15 protein-coding genes are annotated in these 15,523 nt (G+C 67.3%); 7 read left to right on the top strand and 8 right to left on the bottom strand.

What is annotated here, in order from left to right:
- Positions 1-385 precede the first annotated feature (385 nt).
- From DBO33_RS38155 to DBO33_RS38130, 6 genes are all read right to left on the bottom strand, one after another.
- On the bottom strand, positions 386-1,402 hold the full coding sequence (locus tag DBO33_RS38155) for a glycoside hydrolase domain-containing protein (protein ID WP_159080723.1): 1,017 nt from the start codon (positions 1,400-1,402) through the stop codon (positions 386-388).
- Positions 1,403-1,471: 69 nt separating this feature from the next.
- Complete coding sequence (locus DBO33_RS38150; protein WP_107659356.1) at positions 1,472-2,230, bottom strand: MHYT domain-containing protein; 759 nt, start codon at positions 2,228-2,230, stop codon at positions 1,472-1,474.
- A gap of 13 nt (positions 2,231-2,243) precedes the next feature.
- The gene (locus tag DBO33_RS38145; RefSeq protein ID WP_407670644.1) at positions 2,244-2,876 is read right to left on the bottom strand and encodes a GTP-binding protein; all 633 of its coding nucleotides are present in this window, start codon (positions 2,874-2,876) and stop codon (positions 2,244-2,246) included.
- The gene (locus DBO33_RS38140) at positions 2,866-3,237 is read right to left on the bottom strand and encodes a DUF742 domain-containing protein (protein WP_107659355.1); all 372 of its coding nucleotides are present in this window, start codon (positions 3,235-3,237) and stop codon (positions 2,866-2,868) included. Before DBO33_RS38140 ends, DBO33_RS38145 begins: the two co-directional genes overlap by 11 nt.
- A gap of 7 nt (positions 3,238-3,244) precedes the next feature.
- Complete coding sequence (locus tag DBO33_RS38135) at positions 3,245-3,652, bottom strand: roadblock/LC7 domain-containing protein (RefSeq protein ID WP_107659354.1); 408 nt, start codon at positions 3,650-3,652, stop codon at positions 3,245-3,247.
- Positions 3,649-6,501, bottom strand: coding sequence for a sensor histidine kinase (locus DBO33_RS38130; protein ID WP_107659353.1), 2,853 nt, complete (start codon positions 6,499-6,501; stop codon positions 3,649-3,651). Before DBO33_RS38130 ends, DBO33_RS38135 begins: the two co-directional genes overlap by 4 nt.
- A gap of 363 nt (positions 6,502-6,864) precedes the next feature.
- Here DBO33_RS38130 and DBO33_RS38125 point away from each other — a divergent pair, with 363 nt between their 5' ends.
- The 7 genes from DBO33_RS38125 (at position 6,865) to DBO33_RS38095 (ending at position 14,244) form a co-directional block, all read left to right on the top strand.
- A complete protein-coding gene (locus DBO33_RS38125) occupies positions 6,865-7,551 on the top strand; it encodes a response regulator transcription factor (protein ID WP_107659352.1) in 687 nt (228 codons plus the stop codon).
- 10 nt (positions 7,552-7,561) lie between these two features.
- Positions 7,562-9,016: an ATP-binding protein gene (locus DBO33_RS38120; protein ID WP_107659351.1), complete on the top strand. Its 1,455-nt coding sequence runs from the start codon at positions 7,562-7,564 to the stop codon at positions 9,014-9,016.
- A 251-nt stretch (positions 9,017-9,267) separates the two neighbouring features.
- A complete protein-coding gene (locus DBO33_RS38115) occupies positions 9,268-10,734 on the top strand; it encodes a S1C family serine protease (protein ID WP_107659350.1) in 1,467 nt (488 codons plus the stop codon).
- 80 nt (positions 10,735-10,814) lie between these two features.
- Complete coding sequence (locus DBO33_RS38110; protein ID WP_040739017.1) at positions 10,815-11,309, top strand: MogA/MoaB family molybdenum cofactor biosynthesis protein; 495 nt, start codon at positions 10,815-10,817, stop codon at positions 11,307-11,309.
- Between the two features lie 699 nt (positions 11,310-12,008).
- A complete protein-coding gene (locus tag DBO33_RS38105; RefSeq protein WP_107659349.1) occupies positions 12,009-12,683 on the top strand; it encodes an MspA family porin in 675 nt (224 codons plus the stop codon).
- A 62-nt stretch (positions 12,684-12,745) separates the two neighbouring features.
- Complete coding sequence (locus DBO33_RS38100) at positions 12,746-13,414, top strand: MspA family porin (protein ID WP_107659348.1); 669 nt, start codon at positions 12,746-12,748, stop codon at positions 13,412-13,414.
- Between the two features lie 164 nt (positions 13,415-13,578).
- Positions 13,579-14,244, top strand: a complete 666-nt coding sequence (locus tag DBO33_RS38095) for an MspA family porin (protein ID WP_107659347.1) — start codon at positions 13,579-13,581, stop codon at positions 14,242-14,244.
- 78 nt (positions 14,245-14,322) lie between these two features.
- Here DBO33_RS38095 and mscL read toward each other — a convergent pair whose 3' ends face one another.
- Positions 14,323-14,727: a large conductance mechanosensitive channel protein MscL gene (gene mscL, locus DBO33_RS38090; protein ID WP_107659346.1), complete on the bottom strand. Its 405-nt coding sequence runs from the start codon at positions 14,725-14,727 to the stop codon at positions 14,323-14,325.
- Positions 14,728-14,831: 104 nt separating this feature from the next.
- Entirely contained in the window at positions 14,832-15,482 is a 651-nt protein-coding gene (locus tag DBO33_RS38085; protein WP_107659345.1) for an SAF domain-containing protein, read from the bottom strand.
- Positions 15,483-15,523 lie beyond the last annotated feature (41 nt).

The raw sequence follows: 15,523 nt of genomic DNA, 5'->3' as shown, positions 1-15,523 counted from the left end.
ACTCGGACGGTGCTGTTGTGGGTGACGAACGCGCCGGGCCGGGGTGGAACGGCCGATCCGGCCGTCGCGCCGGGTTGATAGCCAACTTTCGTTAGGTACCCTGAACAAATGGCAATCCGACAGCTACCGCCCTGTTCGGAGCTACGTTGCAACCTCGTGCACGATCAGATTGCGACCCGGTAGCTACCAGGCGAAATACCTACTGTTGGTTGGTTTTTGAGCGGCGGAAAAGTCTCCCGGAAGTGATGCGGTCGTGTCCTGGCCCCGGTACCCTCGTGCACGAGGGCGGGTTCTCCCGGTTTCCGAGAGAACCCGCTCATCGCCAACATTCCGGCCGCGGCACCACCGCTGCGCCCCTGCGGAACAACAGCCCGCACGAGCCGACTCACCGCTTGGCCCGCGAATCCAGCTCATCACTACTGGATGTGTGCTGCGTACCCCCACCCTGCCCCGGCAAACCGGGCAGATCGGGCAACATCGACTCCAGTCGCGCCAACTGCTCACCCACCAAGTTCGCCGGCCCTTCGACCAACGACAGCGGCCACGGCCACCGCCGACCGCACGATCGTTCCACCTGCTCGGTCAGCTCGGCGGTAGTCGCCTCCAATTCGCTGATCTCGGTGCGCAATTCACCGACCTCGTCCTCCAGCTCGCTGATCCGGGCCAACGCGGCGGCCACGCCGTCCACCAGCGTGCGATTGCGGCCCTGCTCGTCGGTGCCCAGCTGCGGCCAGCCCGACAGCCCCGGCCCGCGCAACTGGATCTGGATATCGCGCAGCACTGCTTCTTGCTCCGGCGTCACGTCCGCCTCCTCGGCAAAATCCCACTGACCGAAATCGGTTGTCTCGGCCACGTTCAAATCGCAGACCACGCCATTGACGACCGGCTGGCGCAACGTCTGATGAATATTGCGCCGCGTCTCCACATTGCCGCCCGACCAGGCGTCGGTCTGCCAAGCCCAGGTGGCGCTGCCCGAATCCAGCGCGCGGCTCACCGACCAATACCCGCCGTAGATACCGACATTCGCGCGACCGAGCACAGTCGCGGCACCATCGAGATAGGCATTGATCCGCTGCTGATCCTGCGGCGTCGCGTCGAAATCGGCGGAAAAGTAGATGGGGCGATCCTGCCTGCCCCCGCAGCGCAGCACCTGCGCCAGGCCCGCCCGCGCATCGACGACCCCGGCACCGTAGCCGTCCAGCATCCTGGCCGCGGTGGTCTCCCAGTTCGACGCGATCGACACACCATGTGCGCGTAGATCATCCGCCTCGGCCGGGGTCAGCAATTTGCCTGGCAGCGTGGGACCACCGTCGGACAGATACCGGACCACGAAGTCGAAACCCGCCGCGCGGATCGCCGCACCCCCCGGCCGACCCCCGGCGTAGTCGAGACCGAAACGCATATCTCTCACTGTAAATCGGGTCGACGGGGAATTCGGCGGCATTGCCGAACCCTGGCCACCCGAATCAGCTCAGAACGCGGAACTCGGCGCGGGCGCCCGCACCGGAATCGAGGTACGCCGATCCGGCGCGATCAGGATCGCACTGATCGGAACGGCCAACGACAGCATGCCGACCACGAACGCGGGCACGAAGAACCCGAACAGATCCTCACCGGGCGGCGTCGCGCTGGTCGTCGCGAGATCGACCTCCAGCCCGAGCAGATCGGTGTAGTGCATGCCGGTGATCCCGGCCGCGAACACCACCGCCGCGCCGATCAGCAGCGACAACGGCCGCCTCGGCTGGGCGAACCACAGGGTGGCGGCCGAGACCGCGACCGCGATCGCCACCGCGCCGGCGAAGAGCAGCGGAGCCAGCGTGGTCGAACCCTGAATGTGCATGGAGTCCAAGGCCAGGAAGTGCATCAGGCCGAAACCACCGCCCATGATGGCCGCGGCGCCGATCAGGCGCGCGACGTTCAGCGTCCGGCCCATGATGGCCAGCGCGGCCCACACCGCGAGCACCGAGATCACCGCTCCCGCGGCCACACTCCACACGTCGTAGCGGACCAGGCTGCCCGGCACCGTGACACCGAGCATCGAGACGAACACCGGCAGCCAGACCCCGACCCCGCCGATCGAGATCGCCGCCGACGCCTGCCACACCACCCGGAACTTCGAGGTCACCGAGCGGGTCGAATGCTGGATGCAACTGAAGCCGACCAGCGCACCGACCACGGAAACCGCAACGGACAGACCGATGATCCAGTAACCCATGCTGAAGTAGGTCACGAAAGAGCCCCGCTCACAGCACCGCCTGTTCCTGTTCGCGCTCCTGCGCGGCGAGGCGTTGGATGGCGTACTCGGTCACCGCGGCCAGCGACTGGCGCACCTCGTTGGCGTTGCGCGCGTCGATATCCACGATCGGCACACTCTCGCGCACCGCGAGCGCCTCGCGCAGTTCGGCGATCGGGAAGCGGGGTGCGTTCGGAAAACGGTTGACCGCGACCAGGAACGGCAGCTGACGCGCCTCGAAGAAGTCGACCGCCGCGAAGCTGTCCTCCAGCCTGCGGGTATCGATCAGCACCACGGCGCCGATCGCACCGCGGATCAGGTCGTCCCACATGAACCAGAAGCGTCGCTGGCCGGGCGTGCCGAACAGGTACAGCGCCAGGTTGCCCGGCAGGATGATCCGGCCGAAATCCATGGCCACCGTGGTGGTTTCCTTCTCCGGTGTATCGGCGAGATCGTCGATGCCGTCGGAGAACCGGGTCACCATGGCCTCGGTGCGCAACGGAACGATCTCGGACACCGCGCCGACAAATGTTGTCTTACCTACCCCGAAACCACCCGCCACCACGATCTTCGTGGACGCGGTCCGATTGTCCCCGTCGGGCTGGCCGGGGTTGGTGTCGGGCCCGATCTTCTTATAGGGCACGGAGTCCACGCAAAGTCCTCTCCATCAAAGAACGGCGCTCGTCGAAACTCGCCTCGTCAGTCAGTGTCGAATGCAGACGCACAATGCCGTCTACCACGAGGTCACCGATCATCACCCGGATCATGCCGAGCGGACGATCCAAGTGAGCGGCGATCTCGGCGACGGAAAGCCGGTGTGTCCCGAGCCGAAGGATATCCGTGCGGACATCACCGGTGGGCCAGTCGAGATGCGCAGTGTAGGACAGGGTCTCGATGACCGCTTCCAGCGGCAGGTCGACCGCGGGCTCGGTACGCCCGGAGGTCAGGGCATAGGGTCGGACGCGCGTGGTCGGTCGGGGTCCAGGTCCGTAGGGATTGGACATCTCCTGCTCAAACCGCGGTACGCGCGGTGGCGGTGACCACCGTGCCGACGCGGTCGACCAGCAGCGCCATCTCGTAGCCGATCCGCCCGATATCGTGCGACTTGTTGGCGAGCACGGCCAGGTGCGAGCCGTTGCCCACGCTCATCACCAGCAGGTAGCCGCGCTGCATCTCGACGATCGACTGCATCACCTTGCCGCCGTCGAACAGCGACGCCGCGCCCATCGACAAGCTGGCCAGACCCGCGGTGACGGCTGCGAGCTGCTCGGCCCGGTCCGACGGCAGGTGTGGGCTGGTCGCCTGCAGCAGGCCATCGGCCGACACCAGCACCGCGTGGGACACGCCGGGTACGTCCCGGGTGAATCTGGCGACCAGCCAGTTCAGGTTCTCATCCGTGGTGCTGTTCGCGTTGGTCATGCAAGCCCTCCGTCGTCGTACTGCGCATTGGCCCGCCCACTGCGGACCCCACTGAGATGCCTGGTCAGGTTGTTCCGAATCTCCTCGGGATCACGGGCTCCCGATTCGTCTGCCTGGGCCAGACCGCCGGGGACGAGCTGCGCGCCCGGCGTTCGGATAGGAAGTCCACCGCTGGTGCGGCCGGTAGGTGTCGGGTGTGTCGCCTCTTCGGCTGCGGTCCAGCCGACGTCGGCGGGCGAGGTCCAGGTGCTCTCGGCGGCCTGCGACGTCGCGGGCTCGACCAGCCACTCCGACACCATGCGCTGGTAGATCGGGGTCGGCGAGGCGCCTGCCACCGGCTGCAACCGCGAGGAAGTGACCGTCGCGGGCTCGGGGGTGCGCTCGGGTGCGGGGGCAGGTGTCGGCTTGGGCGCGGGTTCCGGTACCGCGGCCGGGCGGCGCATGGGCAGGCCTGAGCGTGAGGTGGTGCGGGCCGGCTCCCGCTCGGCGCTCGGCCCCGCCTTGTGCTGTTCGGACTCGCGCTGCTGCGGCTCCCGTGGCACCCGCTGCTGGGGCACCGTCAGTTCCGGTTCCGGCTCGCGCTGGGACGATTCGCGCTCGGACGATTCGCGCTGGGGCGACTCGGGTTCCGGCTCGGCCCACAGGCCGGCCGGCCGCTCCGGCTCGGCGTCGGCCGCCCGGATCGGCGCGCTCACGCCCACAGTCGGTGGACCAAAGGGGGAGCGATCGTCGGTCGGAGTGTTGATCGACCACGGCTGCGTCGGCGGCTGTGCGTCGGAATCGGTGTCCGGAGTGTTGGTCCGCGTCGACACCGAGACGGCGGGCTGCCCGGGCGGCTCGGCGACCCGGATGGCCGGCCTGCGCTGCGGCAGACCGGAGCTGCTCACCTCGAACCGCGGCGAGGTGTGCTGCGGCAGGCTCGGCACCGGCACCAGGGTGCGCGGCTGCGCGGGCAGGTCGTAGTCGCCGGTCAGTTCCAGCGGCTTGCCGGTCGGGTCGGTGGCGTCCAGCGGCGGCGCGACCAGCGCGCCGGGCAGGTGCACGCTCGCGGTGACGCCGGGCTGCTGCGCGGTGGTGGAGGTGCGCCGCAGGCTCGCGGTGATGGTGTGCCGCTTCGCCAGCCTGCCCACCACGAAAAGTCCCATTCGGCGGGCGGTTTCGACGGTGACCTCACCACCGGAGCTCAGCCGGTCGTTGATGGCGCGCAGATCCTCGGTCGACATGCCGAGGCCGCGGTCGATGATCTCGATCAGATAGCCACCGTCGACGGCGCGTGAGACCGACAGCGTGACCGGTGTGGTCGGCGGCGAGTAACGCAGCGCGTTGTCGATCAGTTCGGCGAGCAGATGCTCGATGTCGATGGCGGGCTCGCCGGCCACGATGCCGTCGGGGACGGCGCCGATCTCGACGCGCTGATAATCCTCGACCTGGGAGACCGCGCTCCACAGCATGTCGGAGAGCTGGACCGGGTGCAGCTGACCGCGGCGCAGGGCGGTACCGGCCAGCACGAGCAGGTTGTCGCCGTTGCGGCGCATCCGGGTGGCCAGGTGGTCGAGGCGGAACAGGCTTTGCAGCCGCTCGGTGTTGTCCTCGTCGTGCTCGAGGTCCTCGATCAGCGCCAGCTGCTGCTCGACCAGCGATTGGCTACGCCGCGACAGGGTCTCGAACATGCTGCCGATCTGCACCCGCAGGCGGGCCTGCTCGGCGGCCAGGTGCAGCGAGGCCTGGTGGATATCGTCGACCGCGCGGGCCAGCTGGCCGATCTCCTCGGTGGTGCGGATGTCGACCGGCGTGATCTTCGGGGTCGCGCCGCCGGTGCGCACCACCTCGATCTCGTTCGGCAGATCGACGTGCGCGACCTGCAACGCGTCGTGGCGCAGCCGGCGAATCGGCACGACCAGCGAGCGGGCCACCGCGAGGGCCAGGGCGAGACCGGCGAGCAGCGTGGTGATCACGATCGCGACGTCGCGCAGCACCGCGCTGCGCAGCTCGATGGTCCGGTCGGCCAGCTTGGAGTCGATGGTGCCGAGCAGCGCCGTGGTGGCCTGGCGGTAGGCGTCGGAGCTGGTGCGCAACGAATCGGTGATCACCGGGTTGTTGCCGAGGCTGTTCGGGTTCTGGCTGAGCGCGCCGATGCGCGTCTGCACCGCGTCGGTCAGCACCTGCGCGTTGGTCGCGGACGACGGACTCATCTGCGGATAGGAGTACGTCAGCATCATCTCGGCGCCGAGCGTGGTCAGCATGCCCGCGAGCGCGGCCGGGTTGCCGCCGCCCGCGGTCGCCGACATGATCTGCTCCTGGGTGAGCAGGCGAGAGGCGTTGGCGATCAAGCCCAGCTGCAGGAAGTAGCGCTGGATAACGATCTCCTCGATCGACGAGGACACCGAGATCGCCGTGATGATCCGGGTGCCGACCTCGTCGACCTGTCCGCCGATGGTCGCGGGGGAGGAGGTGCGCAGGCCGTTGCGCATGGTGCGGGCCACCGCGATGGCGGCGGGCAGTTCCTTGGTGGTGCCGTCGTCGGATTTCTTCGTGCGCAGCGCGGTTTCCAGATCGATGGCCGCCTGATCGAACTTGGCGGCGACCGAGTCGATCGGGTCCTCGGGCCTGGCGTTGACCGCGGCGATCGCGAGTTGTTCGGTGGCTTCGCCGAATTCGAGCATCGGGCGCAGGATGCGGGCCTGCTCGGTAGCCGCGTCGAGCTTCGAGATCACCCCGAGCTCGTCCTTGATGCGCAGTCCGGCGAAGGCGGAGGCGAGCAGCACCGGCAGCAGCAGGACGATGCCGACCTTGCGCGTGACCGACATGTTGGACAGGCTGAATTGCCAGGAACGCGGTGCAGCTTCCATTCCGCTTCCGTCGCCTCCACTCCGCGCATGGTCCCCGAATGGTGGCTGTCTAGGAGCAGTCTGGATCAACCCGCCGAGAACCAACTCAAGGTCTTCTTTTTACCGCACGGAACATACCGTGCTGACTGGCCGTCGGCAATCCGTAGGGACTGGGTCTGCCGATGGCCGAATATGGCTACGCGGAACAGGTTTCGCGCCGTTTGAGTTAGTGAGTCTACATACTTCCTGGACGATTGATCTATACGGCGTGCGATCGCTGATAGCTGACCGGCTGCTGGTGTGCGTGTGCCGGGCCGAGCCCGGCGCGGCGTGTCGAGCGTCCCCTCTCAGTCACCTCTCAGTCGATACGGTCAAACTGGTCGCATGCGCATTCTGGTAGTCGACGACGATCGCGCCGTTCGGGAGTCGCTGCGCCGGTCACTGACCTTCAACGGCTACTCCGTCGACCTGGCGGTGGACGGTGTCGACGCGCTCGACAAGGCGACGAGTCAGCGGCCGGACGCCTTGGTACTCGACGTGATGATGCCCCGGATGGACGGCCTCGAGGTCTGCAGGCGCTTGCGCAGCACCGGTGACGATCTTCCGATTTTGGTTTTGACGGCACGGGATTCGGTGTCCGAGCGAGTTGCCGGACTCGAGGCCGGCGCCGACGATTATTTGCCGAACCCGTCCGGGTTGGAAGAATTGCTCGCGCGTTGGCGCGCGCTGCTGCGCCGCACGACCGCCGATCCCGGCGAGGTTTCCGAGGCAATGACGTTCGCGGATTTGTCGCTGGATCCGGTGACCCGCGAGGTTTCCCGCGGCGAGCGCGGGATCAGCCTCACCCGCACCGAGTTCTCCCTGCTGGAAATGCTGATGGCCAATCCGCGCCGGGTGCTGACCCGCAGTCGCATCCTGGAGGAGGTCTGGGGTTACGACTTCCCGACCTCCGGCAACGCGCTCGAGGTCTACATCGGCTATTTGCGCCGCAAGACCGAGGCCGAGGGCGAGACGCGCCTCATCCACACCGTGCGCGGTGTCGGTTACGTGCTGCGGGAGACGCCCCCGTAGGGGGAAAGCCATGGCACGAACTGTTCCCAAGCGGCCGGTGGTCGCCGGGCTCGGACAGCGTCCGCCCGATCCGGCGGAGATGCGTCCGCCGATCCCGCTCACCCGCTCCGTCTCGCTGCGCTGGCGGGTGACACTGCTCGCCGCCTCGGTGGTGGCGATCGCGGTCGCGGTCACCTCGATCGCGGCGTACGCGCTGGTCGCGCGCGCCCTGTACGCGAACGTGGATACCGAGCTGCGCAGCAGGGCGAACGCGGTGACCGCCATCGATCCGTACGGCTTCAACCTGCAGAATCTGGCGCTGGCGACCGCGTTCTACCCGGACACCGGCATCGTGCTGATCTATCCCGACATCGGCCCGTATTCGGTACCGCAGGCGACGATTCCACCGGTCGGGGCGCCGGAGTGGGCGGTGTTCCACGGCCAGGCCAGTTCGTCGTTGCGCACCGTCGCCAATCAGCGCGTGCTCGCGGTGCGCACGAACGAGGGCGCGACGCTGGTGATTTCGCAGCGGCTGGAGCCGACCCGCAACGTGCTCGATCGGCTCGCGTGGTTGCTGTTCGTCGTCGGTGGCTGCGGCGTCGTGCTGGCCGCCGCGGCGGGAACGGCGGTCGGCCGCACCGGCTTGCGCCCGATCGGACGGCTGACCGCCGCCACCGAGCGCATCGCCCGCACCGACGATCTGACGCCCATCCCGGTGACCGGCGACGACGAACTCGCCAGGCTCACCGAGAGTTTCAACGCCATGCTGCGCGCGCTGGCCGAATCACGGGACCGGCAGCGCAGGCTGGTCGCCGACGCCGGGCACGAACTGCGCACCCCGCTCACGTCGCTGCGCACGAACACCGAACTGCTGATGGCGTCGAGTCGCCCCGGCGCCCCGCGCATTCCGGATGAGGACATGGCCGAGCTGCGTTCGGATGTGATGGCGCAGATCGAGGAGCTGTCGAACCTGGTCGGCGACCTGGTCGATCTGGCGCGCGAGGACGCGCCCGAAACCGTGTACGAGCGAGTCGATCTCGGCGAGGTAGCCGAGCGGGCGCTGGAACGGGCCCGGCGGCGCCGTGGCTCGGTCGAGTTCGTCTCGGCATTCCAGCCCTGGTTCGTCTACGGCCACGAGGCAGGCCTCGAGCGCGCGATTCTCAACGTGCTCGACAACGCCGCGAAGTGGAGTCCGGCGGGGGCTCAGGTCTACGTCGAGATGCGCGAAACCGGGCGTGGTCTGCTCGAACTGACCGTCGACGATGCCGGCCCCGGTATTCCGCCGGGCGAACGTGAGCTGGTGTTCGAACGCTTCTACCGGACCACCGCCTCGCGCTCCATGCCCGGCTCCGGGCTCGGCCTGGCGATCGTCAAGCAGGTCGTGACGAAACACGGCGGCACGATCGGCATCGAGACCTCCAGCCGGGGCGGCGCGCGAATCCGGATCGTTCTGCCCGGTGAAGCCGGTCGACCGGTGGAAGCCTGAAAACGCGCGCTGGACAAAGCCGGGCTTTATTGGATACGAGATCCGCATAACGCGTGTTCCAGGGAGTGGGATCCGGTGAATTCGACAGCGCGCGAAGCGTGCGCCGGACCCGTATTGTGTGGCGGGGGTAGCGGCCTTACGGCCGCGCGAAGTGGGTACACAGTCTCGGACAATTGAAAGCACGGTCTCAGTCCGCTCTCAGTAGTCGCCGTCAAGCTGGTCGGCAGACGCTGAGGAGAAACGAGGAGTCCATGACCGAGGATTCGAAGGACCGGCGGGACGAGCCGGCGCACACCGCACCGGATCAGCCCAACCCGACCGATCAGATCCCGGCCGCACCGGCAAACCCCGGCGGCGCGCCGTACGGGCCAGATGCCGCCTACTCGCCGCATGGGTCCGGGTACGGGCCGTACGAGGCACAGCCGTCGCCGTATCAGGCGCAGCCGTCGATGGGCCAGTATCCGCCGCACCAGCACACCCAGCCGTTCCCCGGCCCGGAGTACGGCGGACAGCCGTTCGATCAGCAGACGGCACAGGGCGGACCGTTCGATCAGCAGGGCGCGCCGTTCGGGGCGCAGGCTCAGCCCGCCAAGCGTCCGTTCCGGACCGGCCTGGTGCTGGGCGCGGTCGCCCTGGCCTTGGTCAGTGGTGGCGTCGGCGGCGCGGTCGGTGCGCTGGCCACCCACTCCGACGACGGCCGCTCGACGATCAGCAACGCGCTCGATCAGCCGAAACCCAATGTCAACAACGTCTCCAACGCCCCGGCGGGCTCGACCCAGGCGGTCGCGCAGAAGGTGCTGCCCAGCGTGGTGATGATCAAGGTCGCCAGCAGCCGCGCCGAGGGCGAGGGCTCCGGTGTGGTGCTCTCCTCCGACGGCCTGATCCTGACCAACAACCACGTGGCCGCGGGCGGTGGCCCCGGCGCCAAGATGGAGGTGCTGTTCTCCGACGGCACCTCCGCCCCCGCGACCATCGTCGGCGCCGATCCGGTCTCCGACCTCGCCGTCATCAAGGTCTCGGGCAAGACCGGCTTGACCCCGATCGAGCTCGGCACGTCGGAGAATCTGCAGGTCGGCCAGTCGGTCGTGGCGATCGGCTCGCCGCTCGGCCTGGCGGGCACCGTGACCACCGGCATCGTCTCCGCGCTGAACCGCCCGGTGTCGACGCAGGGCGAGGGCCCGCAGAATCCGGCGGGCGTGAACCCGGTGATCGACGCCATCCAGACCGATGCCGCGATCAACCCCGGTAATTCCGGTGGTGCGCTGGTCGACGGCAACGGCAAGCTCATCGGCATCAACACCGCGATCGCCAGCCTCGGCGCCGGCGAGCCCGGCGTCGGTCAGCAGAGCGGTTCGATCGGACTCGGGTTCGCCATCCCGGTCGACCAGGCCCGCCGGGTGGCCGACGAGCTCATCAAGACCGGCCACGCCACCTACGCGCAGATCGGCGTCAAGATCCAGGCGCAGGATTCGATCAACGGCGCACGGGTGCTGGAGTCCACTCCGGACGGCCCGGCCGCGAAGGCGGGCATCCCCGCAGGCGTGATCATCACCAAACTCAACGATCGCAGCATCAACACCGGCGACGCGCTCGTCGCCGCGGTTCGCTCGCACCAACCAGGAGACAAGGTGAAAGTCACCTATACCGATGAACGAGGCAGCAACTCCAAGACCGTCGAGGTGACCCTCACCGGTGCGCCCGCGGACGGCGGCCGATGATGCGGGTGCTGCAGGGTGGCTGGACGCCGCTGCTCGACACGGCCGCAGAGGTTATCCGCACAAGCGCTACGGTGAGCACCATGGAAATCGATGCTCCGGTGGCGGGGCGTGCTCTGGTGGTGGTCGTCGATGATCGAACGGCGCATGGAGGTGTTGACTCGCTCGGCCCGCTGGTCACCGAGCTGCTCACCGAGGCAGGCTTCCTCGTCGACGCGTCGGTGTCGGTGCAGGCCGACGAGGTCGAGATCCGTAATGCGCTGAACACCGCGGTGATCGGCGGTGTCGACCTGGTCATCTCGGTCGGCGGCACCGGCATGTCCCCGCGTGACGTGACGCCCGAGGCCACTTCGCAGGTGCTCGATCGCGAGTTGACCGGCATCAGCGAGGCGCTGCGTGCGTCCGGCCGGGTGGCCGGGTCGCTCGACGCGGGCCTCTCGCGCGGTGTGGCCGGCATTTCCGGCAGCACCCTGGTGGTCAACCTGCCCGGCACCCGGGCCGCGGTGCGCGACGGAATGGCGACGCTCGGCCCGCTTGCCAGCAAGGTGATCGGCGAACTGTCCGGATTGGTCGAATAATTTCGGGCTCCGGTTCTTCCGACGACATCCCTCGTCCGGCCGCTCGCCGGGCGAGGGATGCGGCGCGTCTCGCCGAAATCTTCGGCGACACCCTCCCAGACACCACGAGCGACGAACGCGGCGACGACTCCGGCAACGAGTCCTCGTCCGATGATTGGCTGCGTGCGCAGAAGCCGCCGCACCACGGTTGATTGCCCAAATCTACGTAGTAGCTACGTATTGAGAAGTCGGCTCGCCGTAATTTACTTGTGATTGTTTCACATCGCCGTTATTCGGCCGATATATGTACGGCTCTGTCCCGTATTCAGCGCTTGGCGCTTTAGTGACTTCGTCAGCACCGGGCGGTCGGTCTCGACTGTCTCCGCCACTAATAAATGCACGTCAAACGATGTTTGCATGTTAACGAATGTGATTTACATCACATTGATCTTTACGAAAGCTTGCGTTGCAGCGCCGTTACCTAGCGTTTAATGTTCGCACGAGCCACCCACACTGGACTTCCTGGGCCCGGGTGCGGCACGTACGTGTCGATCCGGCGGAACCTGGCTCGGTTCCGGTCGCCAGCCGGAGCGTCGCGCCGAACTAAATTGTCGGTTACACACTGGCAACAAAGGCGCGACAAACTGAGCTGGGCCTGCGAGGACCACCTGTCCAACCTCGATGGTCGAGGTTGACTGTTTTAACCTGATGAGGGGAAGTATGAGCGAGAACCGCACCAACGGTCTGCGCCGCGGAGCCCGCGTAGCGGGCGTCGGCGCTGCCGCTGCCGTGGCCATGGGCCTGCTTTCGACCGGCGCCGCCAGCGCCGATGTTTTTGTGCCGTTGCCGGACGGCCAGAAGAGTGGCCCGGGTGTGACCATTACCCGGACCGGAGAGCATGCCGTCGTGTCGCCGTCGCTCGCGGCCAACGGCGCGGGCCGCGTTGTCTGGGTTTCCGGCAACGCGTCGGCGGATGTCACCGAAACCCCGGAAGGCAAGGTCGGCCCCTGGAACGGCGCGACCAACAACCCCGGCACCAACAACTCCTCGACGCACGGTACGTCGCAGCTGAACACCGGCTACATCATCGGATGTCAGGTCAGCATCGCCGATGACGCGATCAGCCTCGGCCTGTCGGCCAACGCCAATCTCACCAGTGGTGGCCTCGGTGGTTCGTTCGGCATCAACCTCGGTCCGGGCGACGTGAAGTTCGTGCAGATCGAACTGAAGGACATCACCAAGCCGGGTGCCTACTCCGTGGAGTACCAGGACGTCGAGATGGAGATCCAGGGCTGCGCGGGCTACGCCCAGGCCCGCTCCTACACCGTGGTCGAGATCATCGGTGACCACTACTCGAAGACCACCCTCTACGGGATGCCGTTCAGCATTGGCTGACGACTGTCGACTGTCGAAAACTCTTCTCGCTGAAACGAACTCAACCCCTGAGGGAATTACACATGATCAACCGTAAGAACGTGGCGCGGGCAGCCGGTGTCTGTGCCGCCGCAACCATCGCCGTGGGCCTGTTCTCCACCGGTGCCGCGAACGCGGACACCTTCGTGCCGCTGCCGGGTGGCGAGATCACCAAGACGCTGTCCGACGGCACCGTGGTGACGGTCCGTCTGGTCAACGAATCCGCCAACATCAACCCGTCCCTGGGCTCGACCCCGGTGCACCGCAACGCGTGGGTGTCCGGTTCGGCGCGGGTCGAGGTGTCCGGTGACGGCGCCACGGGTGGCAAGATCCGCCCGGGCTACGTGGTCGGCTGCCAGGTCAACATCGACGGCGGCGGCGCTTCGGCCGGCGTCGAAGCCAGTGGCAAGTGGGACGGTAGCGACGGTGACGTCGGCGTCAACGGTGGCGGCAACCTGAGCCTCGGCCCCGGCCAGGCGAAGGCCTTCTACCTGCTCGATCGTGAAGTGGCCGACGACTTCGGCAACGAAGATCACTCCAGCCAGATCACGTTCAAGGGCACCAACGGCTCGGTCACCTGGGCCGATTCCACCATCGGCCTGTCCGGCTGCGGTGGCTACGCGCAGGCTCGCGCGTTCGTCAAGGTCAAGGTCGAGACCGACAACGTCATGTCGTACGTGACGCTGTGGGGCCAGCCCTTCAGCCTCGGCTGACGCCGAACACTCCACTCGCACAAGTCAAGCGGGCCCGTCGCTACCGCGACGGGTCCGCTTGCTGTTGCTGACTGCCGCCGGCGGCACTGCCCACCCCGATGGCAGCCGCGTCGGCGCAGCTCTGCTCGCTGCCTGAGAATTCGTTCCGCTAGGGGTCGACAACCATGATCAACCGTAAGAAACTGACGTCCCGCGTCGGACTCGGGGTCGCCGCTACTGTCGCGTTGGGCCTGTTCTCGACCGGCGCGGCCACCGCGGAGATCTTCATTCCGCTGCCCGGTGGCGAGACCACCAAGACGCTGGCCGACGGCACGGAGGTGCGGCTCGCGCTGGTCGACGAGTCGGTCGCGATCACGCCGACCATGGGCGCCGTGCCGGGGCACCGGACCGCGCGGGTGGCGGGCAAGGCGCAGGTCGAGTTGGCCGGAACGCCGGGTGGCAAAGCCGGTTCCATCTTTCCGGGGTACACCGTCGGTTGCGAGGTGGACATCGCCGGCGGTGGTGTCACCGGTGATCTGGACTGGACCGGGGACGCAGTCGATTCCGACGCCGGGGTGGTCACCGGTGCCAAGCTGGTGCTCGAGCGCGGTCAGGCGAAGTCGTTCTATGTGCTGGATCTGGAGCAGGACGAGTACTTCGGCAGTGTGGCGTACCCGACGCGTAATCAGTTCGAAGGCAACATCGGAGCGGTGAGCTGGGCCGACGAGGTCATCGACCTGTCCGGTTGTGACGGCTATGCGCAGGCGCGGGCGTTCGTCAGTCTCAGCGTGGAAACCGACTCCGTCGTCACCTGGATGACGTTGTGGGGTAAGCCGTTCATCCTCGGCTGACGTCGAATAGCAACTCGCACAAAGTAAACGGGTCTGTCGTTGCGCGACGGGCCCGTTTCTCGTTGCCGCGCAAGCAATTCAGGATTCGTGTTTACCGCCCGCGCTGCGTTGGCCTTCGGCGAGCAGATCGCGGATCTGGATGAGCACCTCCGCGTCGCTGAGTTCGACCGCTTCCGGGCTGAACTTCCTTTTCACGTGCATGGCGGGCAGCACGAGCACGAAATACAGCACCGCGGCGATGATCGCGAAATTGATCGCAGCGGTGATGATCGGGCCGACCTGGACGAAGGTCGCGGGTTTGTCGGCAACGAGCTGGAAACCGAGCCCCAGTTCGTCGCTGCCGCCGAAGACGGCCAGGATCGGGTTGACGATGCCATTGGTGAACGCGGTGACGATCGCGACGAACGCGGTGCCGATGACCACCGCCACCGCCAGGTCGACAACGTTTCCGCGGAATAGAAAATCCTTGAATCCCTTGAGCATTGCCGATATCTCCTCTACGTGTGGAGCTGACAAGTCGTGCTCGGCGGTCGACGCCTGTGGTATCGCCGATGCTAGTTGACCTTGATGGCAAATGTGTGGACAACTCAATGGAAGACAACGGTGAGCGCGGTATGCAGGGACGCGGCCGCGACAATCGTCGCGTGTTCGGAGTCCATCGCGACCAACACCACGCGTTCCTTCGCGGCCCGTCCGTCGCCGGGGCTGGACACCAGCACGACCGCGGCATCGGTCGCCAGGGTGCGGGTCGGGCGCGCGCCTTGCTCTTCGCCGCCGACCACGTCGACTCGGTCGCCGGCGCGCAGGATTTCGGCGACGGCGTTGTCGGCCAACCGGATCGGCACGATCCGCGCGTCCCGCGCACCGGTCGCGGCGGCGGCCAGGCGCGGGCCGACGACGCGGATGTCGGTGAATATCTCGCCACCCCGCATCGCCCCCGTCAGGGTGGCGCCGATCACGTCGGCGGCATTGCGCACGACACCGGCGGGCAGGGCGGCGGCTTCGCGGGGACTCGACTGCAGATCGCTCGCGGCGAGCACGTGCCCCGGCACGAGATCGCGTCCGGCGACCACGACGGACGTTCGTTCCGCGCCGGGATCGCCGCGCAGGAACAAGGCGATCGCCAGCACGATCAGGACGGCGGCGCCGAGCCGTCGGGCGAGTAAGCTGTCGGCCCAGGGCGGTCGGCGCCACACTGCGAAGCGCTGACGACCGAGCTCGGCGGGTGATCGAGTCATGGCGAAAGCCTATGACCGTGCGCGCACCCGCCAGGCCGGAA

This window comes from Nocardia suismassiliense, assembly GCF_900269665.1.
Classification (GTDB): Bacteria; Actinomycetota; Actinomycetes; order Mycobacteriales; family Mycobacteriaceae; genus Nocardia; species Nocardia suismassiliense.
This window is presented reverse-complemented; position numbering and strand designations above follow the sequence as displayed.